The sequence below is a fragment of the Citricoccus sp. K5 genome (assembly GCF_902506195.1).
Lineage (GTDB): Bacteria > Actinomycetota > Actinomycetes > Actinomycetales > Micrococcaceae > Citricoccus.
The window spans coordinates 3428888-3448347 of sequence record NZ_LR732817.1 but is presented as its reverse complement, the minus strand read 5'-3'; the positions used below and the strand labels follow the sequence as shown (position 1 = coordinate 3448347).

Genomic DNA, 19460 nt, shown 5'->3' with positions numbered 1-19460 from the left:
CTGTTCGTTACTGGCATGCTGCTGATGCTGGCGTTGCGCCGGCCCGCCAAGGGCCGGGGCGCGTGGACCTACTGGTCCCGTGCCGGGAAGATGAGTTCCGCCGTGGCGAACTCCTCGGGGAAGACCTGTTCGATCTCCCCGTCCTGGGACTGCATGACGATCACCGTCGCGTTCTTGTTCTCCCCGGTCTCGTCGAACTCGATAGGTCCGTCGAAGGCCAGCAGTGGATCCTCGATGCTGGTGTTGGCGATGGCATCCCGGAGCGCCTCCGGATCAGCTGACCCGGACTCCTCCAGGCCGGCGGCGATGACCTCGACGGCCTGGTAGGAGAGCATGGCTGCGGTCTCCATGGGACGGCCATACTTCTCCTCGAAGCGCTCCCGGATGTCCTGGCTCCGCTCACTGGTGGCCGCGTAGTGGTAATTGGCGCTGAGGACGTTGGTGGCTGCGGCCCCGGCATCGGTGGGGAACGAGGAATCGTCGAAGGCACCACTGGCGATGCCGAAGACCCCGAGAATGTCCGGGTTGAGGGCCTGGACGGCCTCCGCGACCAGCACGTTGTCCGGGTAGTACCCCGTGACCACGACGACGTCCGGGTCCGCACTCAACGCCTGCTTCACCTGGGTGGTGGCGTCCGAGAAATTCGTGGCCGGGTAACTGACCGTGGAGACCACCTCAATGCCCTGGGCTTCCGCCTCCTCCGTGAAGGCTTCGGACACGCTGGTACCGAAGGCCCCCTCGATGTGGAGGTAGGCCACCTTCTCCACGTCCACGCCTGCGGTCTCGCCCATCGCCGCCAGGGTCTCTGCACCGGCCTGGCCCATGCTGCTGGCGTTCGGCTGGATCCGGAAGATGTTCTCGTAGCCCTGCTCCATGATCTTGTCGTCGACGGCGACATCGATGACCATGGGGACGTCGGCTCGCTCCGCCGCAGAGGCGACGTTCTCGGTGACGTCACTCTGGTAGGTGCCCACCAGGGCCACAGCGCCCTCGCTGATGAGACGCTGCGCTTCGCTCTGACCGGTCTGGGCCGAGCCCTGGCTGTCCCCGTCACGCAGTTCGAGCTGGGCACCATCCAGCGCCTGGATGCCACCGGACTCATTGATGTCCTCCACCGCCAGGGCGGCCCCGTCATTCATCATCCCGCCGACGCCGGCCAGTCCACCGGAGAGCGGGTGGACGGCCCCGATCGCAATCGTGTCCCCAGCACCGGCGGAGGCCCCGCCACCGGAGCAGGCCGTCAGTCCCATCATCATCGCCACGGCAGCGGCGGCAAGGCACTTTCTACGCATTGATCTCTAACCCTTCGTCGGCATTGAAACGGTGCTGGGCATCAGCCGGGAGAATCCCTGAAGTGTTCCACCCGCCGGACCACGTGAAAGGGATCACAGGTTCGGCATGCGGATAGTCTGCCGCTGTTTCCACGGATTATCTAGCCTTTTGTGTAAATTCCATGAAAATTCGAGTTCCACTGACCCGAACGCTGGTAGCGTATTCTCTGTCACAGAGGCTCGAACAGTTCCCCGAGGAGATGCTGATGAACGCAGATTTCGAAGGTCCCGATCTCGTCGTGGCCGGTGCCGGCGGAGGCCTGACCGCTGCCCTCCGCGCCGCCGAACTGGGCCGCTCGGTTCTCGTCGTGGAGGCGAACCCGCGCTTCAAGCGCGGAAACAACACCTCGATGTCCACCGCCATGATTCCCGGCGCCGGGTCTCGGTGGCAGAGAGAGGCCGGAGTCGCCGACTCTCCCGAGAACTTCCTCGCCGATGTGCTGAAGAAGACCGGCGGGACCGTAGACGAGGAACTGGCCCAAGCACTGGTCGGCGTGAGCGCGCGGCTCGTGGAGTGGATGGCCGATCACCTGCAGATGCCCCTGTCCCTGGTGACTGACTTCCCGTACCCCGGTCACAGCCAGTTCCGCTGCCACACCGTGCCGGGACGGTCCGGCAGCGCGATGCTGGACATGCTGCTGGCCAAGGTCGGTGATTCTGAGTTGATCGACGTCCTCGTGCCCGCACGCCTTGAACATGTTCTGCTCGCTGAGGACGGTTCGGTCCGCGGTGTGACTGTCTCCAGTCCGGACGGAACAGAGGAGATCCCCACCCGCGCCGTCCTGCTGGCCACCAACGGCTACGGCGCCAACCGAGAACTGGTGCACGAGCATCTGCCCGAGATCGCCGGGGCCACCTATTACGGCAGTGAGGAATCCACGGGCGATGCCCTGCGGATCGGCCGTGAACTGGGTGCGGCCACCGCATTCCTGGACTCCTACCAAGGCCATGCAGCACTGGCCTCCCCGTCCGCCATGCTCACCACGTGGGCCACCGTCATGCACGGAGGGTTCCTGGTCAATGAGGACGGGCAGCGCTATGGAGACGAGACCATGGGCTACTCGGAGTACGCCCGAGAATCAGTCGAGCACGCCGCGGGGCGGTCCTGGATCATCCTCGACCAGCGCATATACGACGCCTGCCTGGTCTTCCAGGATTTCGTGGACGTCGTCGAGTCCGGCGGGATCCACTGGGCCGAAGATGCTGCCAGCCTGGCCGAGTCCTGCGGCATCGAGCCCATCGGGCTCGTCGAGACCGTCCGGCAGGCACAGTCGATCGCCAGCGCTGCCGGCGTCGATCCCTGGGGACGCACCGCATGGGAGGCACCCCTTGAGGGAAGACTGGGTGCGGTCTTCGTGGAACCGGCACTCTTCCACACCCAGGGCGGCCTCGCCGTGGACGGCCATGCACGGGTCCTCAGCGAGAGTTCCACCCCGATCACTGGGCTTTATGCTTCCGGAGGGGCCGCCACGGGAATCTCAGGTCACGGACCCTCCGGATACCTCGCGGGCAACGGACTCCTCCCCGCCCTCGGGCTGTCCCTGCTCGCAGCAGAACATGTAGCCGCCTGGGACACGGGGTCATAGGCTTTTCGGACTGGCCGGCACCACCACCACAGCATCGCCCTCGTTCCCCTGGGGACCCGTCGAATAATGAGGATCATGACAGAACCATCCGTCCACCGCCCACCGGACTCCACGACCGGCCGGGTAGTGCAGGTCCTCCTGGCGTTCTCTCAGGGCAAGTCCCTGCTGGGGGTCAGCGACATCGCGCGTTCCACCGGACTGAGCAAGGCGGTGGCCCACCGCATCCTGCAGGAACTGGGCACCAACCACTTGGTGGTCCAGGATCCATCCAGCCGCAAGTACACCCTCGGCAACGGCGCCTTCGCCCTGTCCAACGCAGCCTCGGCACAGTCGAGTCTTCGCAAAGAGGGCATGGCCATGCTCGCCGCTCTATCCGAGGACACCGGGGAGACCACCACCCTCTCCGCCAGGATGGGCTACCGCAGAACCTATATCGGGCAGGTGGAGAGCTCACAGCTCATCCGCATCTCGGTGCAGGTGGGGTTGAGCCTCCCACTCACTGTCGGCGCATCCGGTCACGCCATGCTCGCCTTCCTGCCGCAGGCGGACATCGAGAACGTCCTCAACCGGCCGGTACCGGCCCTGAACGAGCGCACTGAGACCCGTCCCGAACGGATTCGGGAACGACTGTGCCTCGTGCGGGAACACGGCTATGCCCGCACTGACAGCGAGCGCGTTGCCGAATCAGTCAGTTTCGCCGCCCCCGTGTTCGATGCCATCGGTGAGGTCACCGGCAGCCTCAGCATTGCCGCGCTGGCCACCCGGGTCGACGACGACAGGGAAGCAGAATTGGGCCGGCGGGTGATGGATGCCGCCGCGCACCTCACCGAGCAACTGGGCGGTCCTTCGCCCGCGCACTGATCGGATCCCAGACGCTCCTGCCCGGCGCCAGCCTTGCTAGCCTGACCCTACGCACGCCCCGCACGACCAACGCCGAAGGCAGGCATCCGTGACAGACACCAACCCCGACGACACACGCAGCGAGCGCGAGAAGGCGGTCGACGCCACCCATGAGGACTCGGGCTACAGCATTGACGGTGACACTCCCCCCGCCGAAGGCCTCGGAGTAGGGCCCACCAACAACGAGCTCGACGTCGACCGGCCCGGTGTGGGTGCCAAGAACAAGACCTGGCTCGTGGTCATCCTCGCGCTGGTCTTCGTCTTCGTCATCCTGGCGATCATCGGCCGGATTGGCGGGATGTTCTGACCAGCGCGGACGCTACTCCGTCGCGACTTTCTGGGCAGGACACTGTGTGCTGACAATCCTCCGGATGGCATCGTGTTCCGCCTGAGTCATCCACAGGTCGTACTTGGCCTTGACCGCTGACTGCCGGGCGACATAGTTGCACCTATAACCATGATTCGGAGGCAGCCACGTCGCGGCGTCGCCATCGCCCTTGGCCGCATTAGTGGGGCCATCCACGGCGAGCAGGTTCAACGGGTCATTGGCGAATTCGGCGCGTTCCTCCGGCTCCAAAAGCTGGGCACCCTTCTGCCACGCATCCGACAGCGCCACCACGTGGTCGATCTGCACGAGCGTGCTGGTGTCTTGTCCACGGACGAAGTCGATCTTTTCCCCCGTAAAGGGGTCTTGAAGAACACCCGAGGTGATGACGCAACCGTGGGTGCCCGGTTTCGCAATCGTCTCCGTCAGGTCACGGCCAAGGATGTCATTGCGAGCATCGCAGCCGTTGGCGTCAGGATCTTGCCAGCCGCTGCCGAACAAGTCGCGGTCATATCCAGTCTGGGGTGCACGCCCCTTGACGGGGATGGTCTCCAATTGGGCGAGCACAGTGCCCACCTGAACACGTGGCTTCCCTACGGTCACTCCAGCCGCGAGACTCTCCTCGATCGGCGCGAGCGAGGGACCGGACGACGAGGCGAGAGGAAGGCCGGGGGCTTCTGACCCCACGATGATCGGCTCCGGGGTGGGCGCCTCGGAACCGATCATCAGTGGGGCGGCGGGCGACGGTGCTCCAACGTCTTGGACGCCGCAGCCTGTCACACCAGCCCCCAGCAGGAGTCCGAGGACGATCAGTCCTCGTGGGGCGCTACGAGGCATCACTCGCAGCCGACACCATCGCCGTCGCGGTCCAGCTTCTTGCTATAGCCCGGGTCGCCGCGGTAGACGGGTGCCGCACCCGCGGCGCGAGCCTCGGAGCAGTTGGCATAATTGGCCGACGCCGGCGCTTGCGCTGGTTCCGGTGCTCGCGCTGGTACCGGTGCCGGTGCCGCTTCGCGTTCCCGCGCGGCCTGCCTTTCAGCTTCAGCCTCGGCCCTCCGCTCAGACTCGGCCTGAGCAGCCTGGTCGGCAGCGGCCTTCTCCTCCGCTGCCTTGTCAGCCGCGGCCTTCTCAGCGGCGGCTTTCTGTGCCGCTTCCTCCGCGGCCGCCTTGTCGGCTGCTTCCTTTTCGGCAGCGGCCTTCTCCGCAGCCTCCTTTTCTGCAGCAGCCTGTTCAGCTGCAACCTTCTGGGCTTCGGCCTCAGCTGCATCATGGTCTGCGGCGGTGAACCACACGAACTCTCCCTGGCCGTCGTCATCGCAATAGAGCGTGTCTGCGCCTTGGGTCATGATGAGGTGATCGGCATCGCAGGCTTCCCCGACGAAGCTGGCCAGTTCCGGCTCCGCGCTGATGGTCGGAGTCGACTCTTCAGAAACGGTGATCGAGTCGGTTGTCGAGGCAGGCAGGCTCGTGCTGAAGACCACTGCAGCGATGATGAAGAGGACGAAGGTGCCCCCCACCAGTCCACCGGCAACGCGTCGGTTCCGGATGCGGGCCCAGCGGAGACCACCGGTGATCAGCGCGATGAGAGCGACGATGAACGCGGGGATGCACAACAGCATCAGAACCACGGGTGCGAAAACGAGCAGCAGAATCAGAACCGCAAGAGCGATCAGACCGATGATCAGCCATCGCCTTCGGTTGGCGGATGCATTCTGGGCGGAGTCCGCCCCAGGCAGAGTATTCATTTTGAAGTCCCCATGAGAAAAAGACGAGTGATAGTCAAATCATACAAGCACTTAGAGCTACAAGTAAGTGCCTGTCGCATCTTTACCATTGAATATTTGCGCGTATACCACACGAAAATAACCGGTTAATCCCTGTCCCTTTGGTGACCGGGAACCATCAATCCTCCTCTTCTCCATCTCAGCGAGATCAGCGAGATCAGCGAGATCAGCGAGCAACCCGACACCTGGACCCGTCATGGTTAACTGAGTCGCTGGCGAATCGACCGCTGGCCCTCCCTCGCCGCCTTCGCGGAGGCCCGCCAGGAAGGAACACCGCCCATGATGGGACCGCACCATGCCGCCTGTGGAGCCGCAGGCTGGGTGCTGATCGCCGCAGACTATGCAGTGCCGCTGGGCCCGCTGGCCGGCGTCGGGCTGTTGGGCACCAGCTCCGCGGTGGTGCTGCCCGAGGCGATCCCGCTGGGCTTCGGCCTGCTCCCGGGAATCACGGACCTCGGCATCCTGACCGGCGCGATCGTGGCAGCCGGGGCCGCCCTCCTGCCGGACGCTGACCATCGCAGCGCCTCAATAGCCCATTCGCTGCCACCCGTGTCCGAGTGGATCTGCGCAGCCGTTGGCAGGGTCGCCGGCGGGCACCGCAACGGCACACACTCACTGCTCGGCCTGGCCGCCTTCACCCTGATCGCCTGGCTGCTGTCCCTATTGGCCATGCCCACCACCACTGGCACCGTGCAGGTTGGCGCCGGCCTCGGGACCGTACTACTGGCCTCCTTCGCGGTGAAGGCACTGAAGTTCATGCCGGACCGGGCACGGAAGGTGCCCTGGCTGGTCGCCGTGCCGCTGGGCGCGCTGGCGGCGTTCGGGTCTGGGGACCAGGGTTTCTGGTTCGTCCTCGCGGTGGCACTGGGGGTCGCGGTCCACATTGCCGGAGACATGCTGACTGACGGGGGTTGCAACCCGTTCTGGCCCCTAAAGTTGCGGCCGCCGAGCACCCTGCCGAGGACGCCATTGACCCGCGCGCTGTGGAGTTCCGGGGGGCGGATGAAGCTCCCGGTGTTGGGCCCTACCGGGTCGCGGCGCGAGTGGGCCGTGGCCGTGGTGGTCTCGCTGGTGGCCGTGGCCGGCATGGTGGCGGCGCTCATGGGAGTGCTCACGGACGGCGCGCGGTTGCTCGCCCGATGGTGACCATCCTCAAGGCGCCGCAGATCCACCCTCTCTGCGGACCGGAGGGCTTGTTAGCCTGTGCCTACGCACGCCCGGAATAACCGACCGCAGGAGGCAGGTAGCCGTGGCCAACACCGATCCCGAAGAGACGCAGGGCAACCCCCAGAACGCAGCCGAAGCCACCCGTGAGACATCGGGTCACAGTATCGATGGCGATACCCCGCCAGCCGAGGGCGCCAGCGCCGAGCCCACCAACAACGAGCTCGACGTGGATCGGCGCGGTGCGGGCGTCATGAACAAGGCCTGGCTGGTGGTCCTGCTGGTGCTGGTCCTGGTCTTCGTGGTCTTCTGGATCATTGGCTCGATCGCCGGACTGTTCTGAGGCGCACTCAGCCGTCCAGGAACAGGTCGCGCTCCAGGGTCTCCGCCGGGCCGCCGTATACCGAGAGGTCGGGTGATCCCTGCCTCGGCGAGCACCTCGTCATCCAGGAAGAAGTTCCCGGAGCACTCCACCGGATCCCGCGTGAGGCGCTGACGAAGGTCCGTCGGCCCAACTGAGGGTTGGAGAGTGTGATGCCGTGGCGCCGAGTCGGTAGGCCGTGTAGTTCAGGCGGTCTGCGGCCGGTTCGCCACCCGGGTCTCGCTCAAGCTCCTGCACTGAGAATATCGAGTCGTTTGTGATGTTTCGTGAGCGCTTGGACGATGCTCCGGCAGGTGCCTGGGCGAGATGGGTCATCCGCACTGCTGGTCGCCTCAAACATCAATCGACAGCGTCTCGGTGTGCGAACGGGAGACACAGGGCATCATGACATCACCGGCTGCACGTTGCTTCTTAGTCAGCAAGGAGTCACGGTGGGCAGGCGTCCCGCTGAGTACGCCGGTTTCGCAGGATCCACAGGTGCCTTGGAAGCAGGAGCCGGAGATGGACACCCCTCGAAGGCCCTACGTGGGAGCTCGATAGGCTCAGGACGCAACGGCAGTGACAAGCGGAGGCTGACATGACGGCTAACGTGGACTCTGGCAAGGCACCACCATTGGTTCACCTTGACCGGTAGGCCGCTGGCAGTTCACAGGGACTGATGGGGGCGCTGCTTGTGGAGTACGACTTCGGCAGCCTTCCGGCTCTGACTTCGACCGATATCGTTGCGGTGATGCGACATTTCGGGGTATCGGAGTCAGCAGCCCGTTCCGCACTGAGCCGAACGGTCAAGCGGGGAACACTCGCCCTGCACCGTCGTGACGGCGATATCACCTACGGGCTCACGGAAGAAGCTCGGAAAACACAGGCCCCGAAGCTCCACTCGGTAGTGATGTTCGGTGCGGAGGCCAAGGCCTGGGACGGCATGTGGAGTGCGTGCATGTTCACCGTCCCTGAGACTCGTCGAGATGCCCGGCAGCGGTTCCGCACCGGCCTGACGGAACTCGGTTACGGCCAGATAGTGGACGGAGTCTGGCTTGCTCCGTGGGATCGCCATGCAGAAACCCGCCGGCTTGGCGAATTACATTCGATCGATCTGCTCTTGTTACGAGGTCCTGTCGATCTCGGGGGAACGCTTGACCCCCTCGCGGGATTCCCTCTCGATGAGCTACGAAGCCTCTACAACGAATTCCTCCAAGCCTACGGACCAAGACAGACAGCCGACTCCACCGGAGGCCCAGGCTCGGACTCCGCGCTGACCGTCCGCACACGGGCACTCAGGGACTGGCGTCGGATCGCCGCCGCGGACCCTCACCTGCCCTTGGACGTACTCCCTGATGACTGGCCTCGAGCCTCCGCCTACCGCCTGTTCCGCAGTATCTGGGATGGCTTGGAGCCCGATGCCCTCGAGGAGTTGAGGACCATCCTCCGCGTCACCAACCAATCGGTTGCCAGGACACTGGCCTCTTCATCGGAGACGCGCGGAGAATCGATCGCGCCCAGCTCCTTAGCTGGAAGCGGTGACGGAGAAACTCGACCTGTAGGTGACACAGAGCGATGATCAGGTCGAGCGCGGCCCGGAGCCTTGATGGGATCGAATGATGAGGGGAGCCAGCCCCTCCCCTGCCGAGTACGTTTCATCGAAGAGAGCAGTTGCGTCCGGGTGGAGCCTAGCTGCCACTGTGATGGTTCGAACGGCACTGTCTCCGGTGTCAACGAGACCGGCCGCCTTGTCTCTCTGGTCCGCCGGCCAGTCCAGATCCGCAAACCGTAGACGTTCCCACGTTCCCTCGTTCCAGGTTTCCCCGGTGAGGTGAAGGTGGACGCCCGATGCCTCCACACGTGGATCAGCCATACTAAGGTCCAGCAGCCCCCCGTGGGCCTGGAGGCGGAATCCCCCGCGAAACCAGAAGCCACCGGGTGGGGTTAAGGGATCTGGCGCAAAGTAGAATCTACCGTCAAGTAACTGTCCAGACCCTGGGGCGAGTGATACCGATGATCCCGGCCACCGACTGACGTAGGCCAGGAAACTCTCCTTGACCCCCCAAACCAGGCCAGTGTCCTGCCGGATAATCTCCTCATGACTGTCCCCCGACCGAGGTGACGCGCCGGCGGCGTCAGCCCCCTCCCCCGGCTCCCGCTGGCTCACCGGTGCACCCGGACTCGGACAGACTGGTACCCCAGTTCCGGCATGCGCGTCGGCTCCGGCTCGCCTAAGAGCTCCAGCCGCTCGGCCCGGTGGACCATCACCTCCAGTGCCGCCCGGATGATGCCGCGGGCCAGGTGCTGGCCCACACACTGGTGCTGCCCGCGCCCGAAGCCCAGGTGCCGGTCCAGGTTGGAGCGGGAGGCGTCGAAACGGTCCGGGTCCGGGAACTCCGCCGGGTCACGGTTGGCCGCCGCGTAGACCAGGGTGACGGGTTCGCCGGGCTCCAGCTGTTCGCCGGCCACCTCGGTGGTGCGGCTAACAGTGCGCGCGAATCCCCGGTACGGGGTGTACAGCCGCAGGAACTCCTCCAGGGCGGGGCCGAGCGGCACCCGTCCCGAGCGCAGCCCCTCATGCAGCTCCGGGTCCAGCGCCAGGTGCCGCGCCACCCCACCGATCAGCAGCGGCGGAGCCACCATGCCGACGACCAGGGACTGGCGCAGGGCCCCCACCATGTGCTCCTCGTCCAGTTCTTGCCCGTCCACGCGTTCGGAGAGCAGGGAGGAGGCCGGGTCTTCACGGGGATCCCGGGGATTCTCACGCCGATCCGCCACCAACCACCGGGCGACCTCGTACATCCGATCGCTGTGGAGGGTGACCGCCTCCCCATCCTGGCGGCGCCAGGCCTCCACCCAGGCGGTAGCGGTCTGGGCGAGCCAAGTGACCCGCTCCGGATCGAGGTTCAGCCATATGGCCTCGGCGTAGGCGGGCAGCAGTGTCCCGAACGAGCGGGTGAGCTCGTCATCCTCGCTGGCCACGAACTCCTCGAAGAGCGTGCCGGCGCGCTCGCTGATGCGTTCGGCCAACGCCGCCACCCGCCCCGGCGCCAGCGTCCGGTTCAGGGCCCGGCGGAACGGGGTGTGCCGGGGCGCATCGAAGTTCAGCGGCGGCCGGCGGATCCCCCGGGGATCGCTGGGGACCACGGCTTTGACGGAGGAGATGAAGGTCTCCGCGTCGGAGGCCGCGGCCCGGACGTCCTCGTACCGGGTCAGCGCCCAGTAGCCACCCAAGTCCTCCGTGTAGGCCGCCGGGCGGGTGGCCCTCAACTCCGCGTAGGTGGAGAAGGTCGACTCCGGGTCATCGGCCGAGAGGGTGAACATGCCGGCGGGCCGGTCCCCGTCCGGCCTGTAAATCCCCGCCGTCCTTGCAGCAGGATCAGGTCGTTCGGTGCGGTCCACGGACATCAGGCTCCCAGCGCGATGAACTCGAGCGGTACGTGATTGGTGCCCCATTCCGCCCACTTGGCCATGCCCGGGTCCCCCGTCAGGTCGAAGCTGCTGCGGGACAGCGCCTCTTCCAGGGTGATTCGGAACATCATGCGAGCCAGGGGTGCCCCCGGGCAGGAGTGCGTCCCACGGCCGAAGCTGATGTGCTTGGTGATGTTCTCCCGGTGCAGCTGGAAGGTGTCCGGCTCCTCGAACATCCGCGGGTCCCGGTTGGCGGCCGTGTACACCAGGGCGATGGGGTCACCCTCCTGGATCTGCTGGCCGCCCACCACGGTGTCATGCCTCGCGGTCCTAGCCATGCCCCGGTAGGGGTTGTACAGGCGCACGAACTCCTCCACCGCGCCCGGGATGTCCTCCGGATGCTCGCGCAGGTGCTGCTGCAGCTGCGGATCCCTGCTCAGATGGACGAACATGTTGCCGATGAACACGCTCGGAGCCACCATGCCCGTCACGATCAGCTGGCGCACACAGCCGAGCACCATCGCAGCAGGCAACGGGCCGCCGTCGTACTCCGCCTCCAGGAGGGCTTGCGTGAGGTCCTCCTCCGCGGAGAAGGTACCGGCCAGGCGCTCGTCGATGATCGCCTGGGCGATCTCGTAGAGACGGCCGCTCAGGGACTTGACCGTCTCATGGTCCAGCACCTGGATGGCGTCCACGTACGTGCCACTGACGGTCTTGATCTCCAGGCTGGTCTCCGGGGAGAGGTTGAAGAACTCGGCAAAGACATGGGCCGGCAGCTTCTGCGCGTACTGGCGTGCCACATCCGTAGTGCCCTCCTGGATGAGGGGCTCGATCAGCTCCTGCACGCACCGTCGCACGGCCGGCTCCAGGGCCCGCATCTTGGGGGGCGTGAAGAAGTGATTGATCACCCTCCGGTAGCTGGTGTGCTGCGGCGGGTCCAGGTGCAGGGGCGGCCGGACCCCCGTGAACGCGAACTTCGGGATCGCGTTCTGCTTGGTGGTGGTGAAGCGGTCGATGTCCGTGATGACCTCTGCGAGCTCCTCGTAGCCAAGCATGGCCCAGAAGCCACCGAAGTCCTGACTGCGTGCCACCGGATGCTCGGCCCGCAGCCGGGCGAACTCGCGGTGAGCGTCGTCGAAGCCTTCGGGAGACTGCGCATCGAAGTCGTGCGCGGAACGGCGAGAATCCACAATGACCTCCGTCATATCAGTTCATCCCCATCAGGGACTTGAGTTCTGCCGCATCGGACAGCTCGATCTCGGAAGTCCGGGTGAACCGCTCCATTCCCTCCGTGTCGAAGGGCGAGATCTGGGAGGCCGCCTCATTGAAGCTCAGGTTGCCCTCCTCGCTCATCAGGTAGGCCGCCAGCAGCTTGGCTCCGGCCGGGTTGGGAGAGTTCTCCGCCAGGCCGAGGCCCACCTCCGGGCCCGTGGTCGGGGACATCGAGGCCACGTCCACGGGTGCGCCGCTGTCCTGGAGGTTCTTGATCACCGGCAGGACACCGGGGTGGCCCAGCGCGCCTTCCCCGGCCGCCACGGCCTGGGTACCGGGCACCGCGCCGCCGGAGACGGTGGGCTGGTTGGCGGCGATGCCCTCCAACAGCTCATCACCGAACTCGTTGCGCATCAGGGACCAGAACGCCACGTTGGCGGGCGAGGAATCGACCTCCGCGATCTGGATCTTCCCGGCATAGGCCGGATCGGCGTAGTCCTCCCAGGAGGTGGGGGCGGACTCGACCAGATCGGTGTTGTAGACGGTCTCGGTGGGGACGAAAGACATCATCGGCGTGCTGCCCTCATGGGTGTACAGGTCCTCCGGGAACTCCCCGACCAGGGACTCGGGCAGCTCGGCGTCTGCGAACGAGGAGATCCATCCCTGCTCGAGGGCCTCATCATAGAACGGGGAGTCCGTCAGCATGATGAGGTCCGCCGGGCTACTGCCGGTGGACGCCTCGCTGGAGAACCGCTGGGCCAGGTCGGCGGACACCAGGCGGACCGGTTCCACGGTGATGCCGTAGGCCGATTCGAAGTCCGCCGCGACCTCACGCAGCACGGCTTCGTCCACCATGCTGTAGAGGGTGACGGGGCCGGCGGCCCGGGCCTCGTCGACGAGGGACTGGGTGGCCGCATCCAGATCGGTGGCCTCGGAGGCGCCTGGCTCGGAGCCTGAGCCTCCGGAACAGGCGGACAGGGCCAGGGACGCAGCGGCCAGGGTGGCCAGGACAGAGAGTTTCTTCTTCATGAGGAGGGGATCCTTTCAAGAGGTGTTCGGTGATGTCGGAAGCGCTGCGGGTGATCAGTAGCTGCGGGCGGATCAGTGGCTGCGCGCGACGCCGGTGCGCTTGGACAGCCACAGGACGACGCAGAGGATGATGGCGGAGACCACTACCAGGACGGAGGACAGGGCGGCCAGGGTGGCGTAGGAGCCGCCGTTGAAGACCTCCAGGATGCGGAAGCCGACCACCACATTGTTCGTACCGGAGAGAATGGCCGAGGCCGTGAGGTCGCCGATGATGCGGACGAAGAGCAGCGCGAAGCCGCCCACCAGGCCGGGGATCATCAGGGGCAGGTAGACCCGGCGGAAGGTCTTCCACTGCCGGGCGCCGGCGACCCCGGAGGCCTCGCCCAGCTCCTTGCCGATGGTCGCCACCGCGGCATCGGCCGCGATGGAGGCCTGCGGCAGGTACAGGGCCAGATAGCCCAGCAGCAGGATCAGCCACGTGCCGCCCAGATCGAAGGGTGGGCGGGCCAGCAGCAGCAGGATACCGACGGCGATCACCATGTTGGAGACGGAGGACGGCAGCTTGATGGCCGCATCCAGCCCCAGGGTGGCGCGGCTGCGGTGTTGGGCGATGTAGAGGGACACCACGGCGGCCACCAGGATGCCGATGACACCACCGACCAGGCCCAGGGTTAGGGAATTCCCGAAGGCTTCCTGGGTCTTCGGATCCTCGAACAGAGCCACCCGGAAGGCGTCCAGACTCAGGGAGCCCCATTGGATGTTGGGGGTCCAGTATCCGTTCAGGGACACGATGAACAGCGCGTACATCGGCAGGATGGTGGAGACGCCGATGTACAGCAGGACACCGGCCCGGACCACTGGCCGCCACACGCCCAGCCTGGTCACCGTGTGGTGGGTCGCCTTGCCACCGATGCTGCCGAAGCGGGAGTTCTTCAGGATGCGGTACTGCACCAGGTAGGACAGCCCGACGAACACCACCACGATGGCCGAGAGGCCAATCGCCAGGTCCTCGTCCGGCGGGTAGGTGAAGGTCAGGAGCTTGACGATGCGCACTGGGATCATGTCGATACCCGCCGGGGTGCCGATGATCTGGGCGATCGAGAACATGCCGAAGCCGAACCACGTGCACAGCAGGAAACCCGCGCCGATCGAAGGGGCCAGGGCCGGCAGGGTGACGCGACGCAGCGTCTTCAATGCGCTGGCACCCGTGATGCGGGAAGCCTCCTCCAGGCTGGCGTCCAGGCTCTGCATGGCAGCCGAGACGTTCATGTAGACGTAGGGCACCGCGTAGAACGTGTAGACGAGGATCAGCCCGTACCAGGAGTTGATGTCGAACGGACCGGACTCGAGGTGAACTCCCACCAACCCGAGGACGTCCCGGACCCAGGCGTTGAGCAACCCCGCCTGAGGTGAGAGCAGCATGGTCCAGCCGACGGCACCGGCGATGGGCGGCAGCAGGAATGGCAGGTAGGGGAAGATCTCGTTGATCACCCCGAAGCGCGCATCGGTGCGGGTATTGGCCCAAGCCAGCAGGAAGCCGATCACCACGGCGAGGATCGAGCTGGCCAGGACCACCACCACGGTGTCCACGACCATCTTGCCCAGGTCCTCGATCGCCAGGGTGCGCTGGATGGCCTCGAAGGTGAAGCGGCCGTCCTTGTAGAACATGTTGATGACCACCCGCACCAGCGGGAGGCACACCAGCGCCACGAGGATGCCGGCCAGCGTCAGGGAGAAGAGTTCGAAACTGCTCATTCGGCGCAGCCTGGTGACCAGGCCAGGCCGGTAGCGGGGCAGGGGCTGCTCGGGGCCGCCGGACCCGGACTCGGCCGGAGTCTGAGTCGGTTCCTCGAGGGTGGAGGTCGGCCTCATCAGGCGTCACCCTCGGGGTGGGCCTCGTGGTCTTGCCGGGGAAACACCATGACGTCGGGTTCCTGGAGACCGACCCAGACCTCGTCCCCCTCCGCGAAGTCGGCGGACCGTCCGCTGACCCAGATCCGCATCCTGGTCTCGCCGGAACGGACGAGGAACTCCGTGTGGGTGCCCATGAACAGGACGGCCACCACCTGGCCGGCGAAGGCGCTTGGGGTCTCTGGGCGTTCGCCGGACAACTGGGCGTGTTCGGGGCGGAACAGCACAGTGGCCCGTTCGCCGGCATCCTGCGGGGTGCGGACGAGTCCGAGCGGGGTCTCATAGCCGCCCTCGACCCGCCGGCCGGACAACTCGTTGGTGTTGCCGATGAACTTGGCCACGTACTCGGTGGCCGGCCGGGCATAGATCTCATCCGGGGTGCCAAACTGCTGGACTCGGCCTCGGTCCAGGACGGCGATGCGGGTCGCCAGTTCCATCGCCTCGGCCTGATCGTGCGTGACGAACAAGGCGGTGAACCCGAACCTGCGCTGCATGGCCAGCAGCTCGATACGCAGGGTTTCCCTGACCTTGGCGTCGACATTGGACAGGGGTTCGTCGAACAGCACGACCTTGGAGTTGTTCACAAGGGCCCGGGCCAGGGCCACCCGCTGCTGCTGCCCGCCGCTGAGCTGATTCGGATACTGACCGCCCAGGTCACCGATTCCCACGGCCTCCAGCGCCTCGGCTACCCGCTGGTTCATCACGGCTCGGCTCTGCCGGGGGGCCTTCTGATTCTCCAGGGGATACCGCACGTTCTGGGCTGCCGTCATGTGGGGCCAGAGGGCGTAGGACTGGAAGACCATGCTGAGCCCGCGCCGGTCCGCGCTGAGGTTGGCGCCTGTGCCGCTGTCGAAGACCGCCGTGCCACGTACAGTGATGGACCCGGAATCCGGGGTCTCGAGCCCGGCGACGGAGCGGAGCAGAGTCGTCTTCCCGCAGCCGCTGGGACCCAGCAGCACGATGAACTCCCCGTCCTGGATATCGAGGCTCGCTCCGTCGATGGCGGGCACGGTGGAGCCGTCTCGGCGGCGGAAGTGCTTGTTCAGCTGACGGATCTGGACCGCTGGCTGTCCCGCATCCGTGTCCTGAGCGTTTCTCTTGGCGTCCTGGGAAGGAACTGATGTTATCTGGGTCACACAGGAAGTATGGCATAAATGAGTCGATCGTCAAGAGTTCGCGATACGTTTGATACGTGAGTGGAATGATGGAGCATGTGTGGAGCAATCTCGAGGACCTGAGGTCCGTGGTGGCCGAGGGCCCGCGCGGCCGCCGCGCGCTCGTCACCCTGATGGCCGAGTACTGGCTGGATGAGGGGTCGGCGGCTCCTTCCGGAGCCCTGGTGGACCTGATGGCCGCCCTCGAGGTCAGTCCGTCCGGCACCCGGACCCTGCTGAGCCGGCTCGCCAAGGAGGGGCGACTGACCACCATCAAAGAGGGTCGCCGCACGTTCTATGCGCTCTCGCCGAAGGCACGGCACCGGCTCACCGAGGGCTTCGACGTGATCCGCACCTTCGGCACCGATCACGGCCCCGCCGATCCCGAATGGACCACCCTGCTGTACTCCGTCCCGGAGGAGCAGCGGGGCGTGCGGCAGCAATTACGCAAGGGACTCTCATGGATGTGGTTCGCCCCGCTGTACGACGGTGCCTGGGTGTCCCCCCGGCCGCAGGGAGAGCAGGCCATAGCCCTCTGCCACAAACTCGGCGTGGAATCGGCATCCCTGCTCCGTGGACGGATCGACGCGGCCGGAACGGGATTCGGCAACCCGGTGGACGCCTGGGACCTCGATCTGGCCCGCCAGCTCTACACATCCTTCACCGCGATCCTCAGGGCACCCCTGGAACGGCTCCACTCTGGGCAGCTCACACCGGCTGAGTCGATGCGGGCCCGCACCGAAACGATCAACACCTTCCGCGGCTTCCCACGCTTCGACCCGGACCTGCCCCTGGGGCTCCTGACTCCCGACTGGCCCCGTCAAACGGCCCGCGAGGCCTTTGCCGAACTGTATGAGGGGGCCACCGAGGCATCGCTGGACTTCGTCCGCTCGGTCGTGGAACAGCACTCCCCTGCGCACGTCCAGGACGTGTCCGTGCGCCGCCTGACACCAGCTGAGGACTTGACCTCCTCAGCGTGAGGGCGCCAGGGGCGGTGCCACGAGCGAATCGGCGTCATGGCTGCCCAGCCACCCGTAGAACGGTGCCATCTTCCGGATCCTCTCGTCCCGCGCGTCGTACTCTTCCTCGCCCACCGAATCGTAGAGATGTCCCGCATCCAGGGACGCCAGCTGCACGGCATTCGCCCGCTCCAGGCGCAAGGCCTGATACTGCGCCAGGGCCGCGGGGGCGTCCGCAATGGAGGACCCTTCGAGCGCGGCGGCCAGGGCGAAGGCGTCCTCGATGGTCTGGCTGCCGCCCTGACCGAGGTGGGGCAGCATGGCGTGGGCTGCGTCGCCGAGCAGGGCGAGCCGTCCGCTGGTCCAGCTGGTCAGTGGGGGCCTATCGAACAGCCCCCACTGGAACGTGTCCGTGACCCGTTCGATCAGCCCGGTGACCACGGGATCCCAGCCGGTGAACTCCGCGGCGAGCTGCGCCGGATCGCCCGGAGCCGTCCACGAGTCCCGCTCGCCCCCATGGGCGGGGACCACCGCGACGATGTTGATCAGGCGGTCCGCCCGGATGGGATACACCAGGAAGTGCTTTCCCGGGCCGATCCACATCTTCGAGGTACCCCATTCCCAGTCCTCCGCCCCCGTGACGGGCACTAGGGCCCGGTAGGCCGCGGTCCCGGAGGACCGCGGGGCGGCAATCTGCCCGACGACGTGGCGGCGCACGACGGAGTGGATGCCGTCTGCGCCGATCACCACATCGGCTCGGGCGGTCTCACCATTCTCGAAAATCAGGTGCACCCCCGAGTCATCCTGCTCAAGATCGAGCAGCCGGTGGCCGGTACGGATCACCGAGTCCGGCAACGCGGAGGCGAGCACCTCGATCAGGTCGGCACGGTGCACCCCGAAGACCCGACGGTCCCATGCAGCACCGGGCTCCCGGAGCGTGGAGATGAAGGAGCCGTCCTCACGCAGCTGGAAATACCCCTGGTCCAGGTGCGAGCCAACCTGCTCGATCTGCTCCAGCAGACCGAGGCGTTCCAGCAATCGCCAGCCGTTGGACGCGAGCGAGATGCCCGCCCCGATCTCTCCGAGCGCCCGGGCCTGTTCGAACACCTCGGCGTCGATGCCGCGCCGCCGCAAGGCGGCCACCGCAGCCAACCCCCCGATGCCTGCTCCGATCACAGCAACTTTCATTCCTACTCCTCCAAGGTGACAACGGTGGTCCGGACGGCAAGAGCCTTAAGGCTGGACGTAGAGGGATTCGACATCCAGCGGGTTCTCGGCCATGCCGTACTTGAGCATCAGGTCATAGATGGTCTGCATCTTCTCGACCGGCAGATCCGTGTGCGCCGGCTCCAGGCGGATCGACTGGGCGGTCTCCTCGTCCATCTTCAGGAACTCGGGCAGCATGGCCCGGACGCCCTCCTCGTCCTGGGCAGCGCGCTCGGCCGATTCCGTCAGCGCCTCCTGGAAGGCCGTCACGAGCTCTGGCTTCTCCTCCGCTATGGATTCGCTGGTGAAGGCGATGGTCAAGGGCATGCCGTCCATGACCTCCTGGTTCGGGTACCCGACGGCCACGTTCTCGGGATCGGCCAGGGCCCTGCCCATGAAGGGTTCGGGCAACCACACGGCGTCCACGTTCCCCTGCTCGAGCTGGGCCAGCATGTCCGGGAAGGGCATCTCATTGAAGTTGATCTTCTGCGGGTCTCCCCCGGCCATCTCAGTGGATTCCATGATCGAGAGGTCACCCAGGGTGTGGACGGCATTGACGGACACGGTCTGATCCTCCAAGTCCTCGAAGCCGGTGATGCCGGAATCCTTGCGGGCGACGACGGCATTGATGTCATCGCCCTCGGCAGAGGACCAGGAGTATCCGGAGACGACCTTCATCGGCAGGCCCTGGTCTGCAGCGGTCAGCACTGACATCGGATTGCCCACCGCGAACTGCATGGACCCGTTCTGGACCGCCGGCAACAACGCCGCGCCGCCCTGTCCCTCGATGAGCTCGACGTCCAGTCCGTGGTCCTCGAAGATCCCCTCGGCCACGCCGTACCGGAGTTCAGTGGAGGAGGCGATGGCGATGGTGCCCACGGAGATGCTGGTCAGCTCACCGGAACTCGCGGACGAGGGGCTCGAGCCTGCCTCTGAGGCGGACTCCTCGGTGCCCGTCGGCGATCCGGAACCGCACCCCGCCAGTACCAGGGTGCCCGCGGCGAGGGCGGCGACCAGGCCCCGGCGGATCGTGGGGGTGATGGATGCAGCGTGGGAGGTCATGATGCTTCCTTAGTCAGGGACGGGAGCGGCTGATTTCTGAAGTAAAGACCGGAACCGGGGAATCG

General features: G+C 66.1%; 19 protein-coding genes. 7 read left to right on the top strand and 12 right to left on the bottom strand.

Annotation, left to right across the window (positions count from 1 at the left end; genetic code table 11):
• Nucleotides 1–68: 68 nt before the first annotated feature.
• A complete protein-coding gene (locus BOSE125_RS15490; RefSeq protein ID WP_159553988.1) occupies nt 69–1292 on the bottom strand; it encodes an ABC transporter substrate-binding protein in 1224 nt (407 codons plus the stop codon).
• A gap of 245 nt (nt 1293–1537) precedes the next feature.
• Between BOSE125_RS15490 and BOSE125_RS15485 the strand changes: the two genes are divergently transcribed.
• From BOSE125_RS15485 to BOSE125_RS15475, 3 genes are all read left to right on the top strand, one after another.
• Entirely contained in the window at nt 1538–2917 is a 1380-nt protein-coding gene (locus BOSE125_RS15485; RefSeq protein WP_159553986.1) for an FAD-binding protein, read from the top strand.
• A 75-nt stretch (nt 2918–2992) separates the two neighbouring features.
• Complete coding sequence (locus BOSE125_RS15480) at nt 2993–3778, top strand: IclR family transcriptional regulator (RefSeq protein ID WP_159553984.1); 786 nt, start codon at nt 2993–2995, stop codon at nt 3776–3778.
• Nucleotides 3779–3866: 88 nt separating this feature from the next.
• Nucleotides 3867–4124 carry a hypothetical protein gene (locus BOSE125_RS15475; RefSeq protein WP_159553982.1) on the top strand — a complete coding sequence of 86 codons (258 nt, stop codon included), beginning with the start codon at nt 3867–3869 and terminating at the stop codon, nt 4122–4124.
• A 12-nt stretch (nt 4125–4136) separates the two neighbouring features.
• On the opposite strand, the gene BOSE125_RS15470 is transcribed toward BOSE125_RS15475, so the two are convergent.
• Entirely contained in the window at nt 4137–4709 is a 573-nt protein-coding gene (locus tag BOSE125_RS15470; protein WP_371300653.1) for an HNH endonuclease family protein, read from the bottom strand.
• 269 nt (nt 4710–4978) lie between these two features.
• On the bottom strand, nt 4979–5887 hold the full coding sequence (locus BOSE125_RS15465) for an excalibur calcium-binding domain-containing protein (protein ID WP_201301223.1): 909 nt from the start codon (nt 5885–5887) through the stop codon (nt 4979–4981).
• Nucleotides 5888–6205: 318 nt separating this feature from the next.
• On the opposite strand from BOSE125_RS15465, the gene BOSE125_RS15460 reads away from it, so the two are divergent.
• Both BOSE125_RS15460 and BOSE125_RS15455 read left to right on the top strand, forming a co-directional pair.
• Nucleotides 6206–7072 (top strand): metal-dependent hydrolase, encoded by an 867-nt coding sequence (locus tag BOSE125_RS15460; protein WP_159553978.1) that lies wholly within the window; start codon nt 6206–6208, stop codon nt 7070–7072.
• A 103-nt stretch (nt 7073–7175) separates the two neighbouring features.
• A complete protein-coding gene (locus BOSE125_RS15455) occupies nt 7176–7433 on the top strand; it encodes a DUF6480 family protein (RefSeq protein ID WP_159553976.1) in 258 nt (85 codons plus the stop codon).
• 371 nt (nt 7434–7804) lie between these two features.
• Here the strand turns inward: BOSE125_RS15455 and BOSE125_RS15450 are convergent, their stop codons facing one another.
• The gene (locus BOSE125_RS15450; protein ID WP_159553974.1) at nt 7805–7981 is read right to left on the bottom strand and encodes a 2Fe-2S iron-sulfur cluster binding domain-containing protein; all 177 of its coding nucleotides are present in this window, start codon (nt 7979–7981) and stop codon (nt 7805–7807) included.
• A gap of 149 nt (nt 7982–8130) precedes the next feature.
• Here BOSE125_RS15450 and BOSE125_RS18275 point away from each other — a divergent pair, with 149 nt between their 5' ends.
• Nucleotides 8131–9030, top strand: coding sequence for a PaaX family transcriptional regulator C-terminal domain-containing protein (locus tag BOSE125_RS18275; protein ID WP_159553972.1), 900 nt, complete (start codon nt 8131–8133; stop codon nt 9028–9030).
• Here BOSE125_RS18275 and BOSE125_RS18270 read toward each other — a convergent pair whose 3' ends face one another.
• From BOSE125_RS18270 to BOSE125_RS15415, 6 genes are all read right to left on the bottom strand, one after another.
• Complete coding sequence (locus tag BOSE125_RS18270; protein ID WP_159553970.1) at nt 9031–9618, bottom strand: HtaA domain-containing protein; 588 nt, start codon at nt 9616–9618, stop codon at nt 9031–9033.
• Nucleotides 9615–10775, bottom strand: coding sequence for a cytochrome P450 (locus tag BOSE125_RS15435; RefSeq protein ID WP_159553969.1), 1161 nt, complete (start codon nt 10773–10775; stop codon nt 9615–9617). The genes BOSE125_RS18270 and BOSE125_RS15435 overlap by 4 nt, the downstream gene beginning before the upstream one ends.
• An 83-nt stretch (nt 10776–10858) precedes the next feature.
• Nucleotides 10859–12067, bottom strand: coding sequence for a cytochrome P450 (locus BOSE125_RS15430; RefSeq protein WP_159553967.1), 1209 nt, complete (start codon nt 12065–12067; stop codon nt 10859–10861).
• Nucleotide 12068: 1 nt separating this feature from the next.
• A complete protein-coding gene (locus tag BOSE125_RS15425; RefSeq protein ID WP_159553965.1) occupies nt 12069–13103 on the bottom strand; it encodes an ABC transporter substrate-binding protein in 1035 nt (344 codons plus the stop codon).
• 72 nt (nt 13104–13175) lie between these two features.
• A complete protein-coding gene (locus BOSE125_RS15420; RefSeq protein WP_159553963.1) occupies nt 13176–14975 on the bottom strand; it encodes an iron ABC transporter permease in 1800 nt (599 codons plus the stop codon).
• Nucleotides 14975–16150: an ABC transporter ATP-binding protein gene (locus BOSE125_RS15415; RefSeq protein ID WP_159553961.1), complete on the bottom strand. Its 1176-nt coding sequence runs from the start codon at nt 16148–16150 to the stop codon at nt 14975–14977. Before BOSE125_RS15415 ends, BOSE125_RS15420 begins: the two co-directional genes overlap by 1 nt.
• A gap of 65 nt (nt 16151–16215) precedes the next feature.
• Here BOSE125_RS15415 and BOSE125_RS15410 point away from each other — a divergent pair, with 65 nt between their 5' ends.
• Complete coding sequence (locus BOSE125_RS15410; protein ID WP_236558205.1) at nt 16216–17148, top strand: PaaX family transcriptional regulator C-terminal domain-containing protein; 933 nt, start codon at nt 16216–16218, stop codon at nt 17146–17148.
• Here the strand turns inward: BOSE125_RS15410 and BOSE125_RS15405 are convergent.
• Together BOSE125_RS15405 and BOSE125_RS15400 are read right to left on the bottom strand one after the other, a co-directional pair.
• Entirely contained in the window at nt 17140–18315 is a 1176-nt protein-coding gene (locus BOSE125_RS15405; protein ID WP_159553957.1) for an FAD-dependent monooxygenase, read from the bottom strand. The genes BOSE125_RS15410 and BOSE125_RS15405 overlap by 9 nt on opposite strands.
• A gap of 45 nt (nt 18316–18360) precedes the next feature.
• On the bottom strand, nt 18361–19395 hold the full coding sequence (locus BOSE125_RS15400; protein ID WP_159553955.1) for an ABC transporter substrate-binding protein: 1035 nt from the start codon (nt 19393–19395) through the stop codon (nt 18361–18363).
• Between the last annotated feature and the right edge of the window lie 65 nt (nt 19396–19460).

Excerpts from the sequence above, each read along its gene's own strand:
- BOSE125_RS15490 (WP_159553988.1), bottom strand. The coding sequence starts at position 1,292 with ATGCGTAGAAAGTGCCTTGCCGCCGCTGCCGTGGCGATGATGATGGGA.
- BOSE125_RS15485 (WP_159553986.1), top strand. The coding sequence starts at position 1,538 with ATGAACGCAGATTTCGAAGGTCCCGATCTCGTCGTGGCCGGTGCCGGC.
- BOSE125_RS15480 (WP_159553984.1), top strand. The coding sequence starts at position 2,993 with ATGACAGAACCATCCGTCCACCGCCCACCGGACTCCACGACCGGCCGG.
- BOSE125_RS15465 (WP_201301223.1), bottom strand. The coding sequence starts at position 5,887 with ATGAATACTCTGCCTGGGGCGGACTCCGCCCAGAATGCATCCGCCAAC.
- BOSE125_RS15460 (WP_159553978.1), top strand. The coding sequence starts at position 6,206 with ATGATGGGACCGCACCATGCCGCCTGTGGAGCCGCAGGCTGGGTGCTG.
- BOSE125_RS18275 (WP_159553972.1), top strand. The coding sequence starts at position 8,131 with ATGGGGGCGCTGCTTGTGGAGTACGACTTCGGCAGCCTTCCGGCTCTG.
- BOSE125_RS15435 (WP_159553969.1), bottom strand. The coding sequence starts at position 10,775 with ATGTTCACCCTCTCGGCCGATGACCCGGAGTCGACCTTCTCCACCTAC.
- BOSE125_RS15430 (WP_159553967.1), bottom strand. The coding sequence starts at position 12,067 with ATGACGGAGGTCATTGTGGATTCTCGCCGTTCCGCGCACGACTTCGAT.
- BOSE125_RS15425 (WP_159553965.1), bottom strand. The coding sequence starts at position 13,103 with ATGAAGAAGAAACTCTCTGTCCTGGCCACCCTGGCCGCTGCGTCCCTG.
- BOSE125_RS15420 (WP_159553963.1), bottom strand. The coding sequence starts at position 14,975 with ATGAGGCCGACCTCCACCCTCGAGGAACCGACTCAGACTCCGGCCGAG.
- BOSE125_RS15410 (WP_236558205.1), top strand. The coding sequence starts at position 16,216 with ATGATGGAGCATGTGTGGAGCAATCTCGAGGACCTGAGGTCCGTGGTG.
- BOSE125_RS15405 (WP_159553957.1), bottom strand. The coding sequence starts at position 18,315 with ATGAAAGTTGCTGTGATCGGAGCAGGCATCGGGGGGTTGGCTGCGGTG.
- BOSE125_RS15400 (WP_159553955.1), bottom strand. The coding sequence starts at position 19,395 with ATGACCTCCCACGCTGCATCCATCACCCCCACGATCCGCCGGGGCCTG.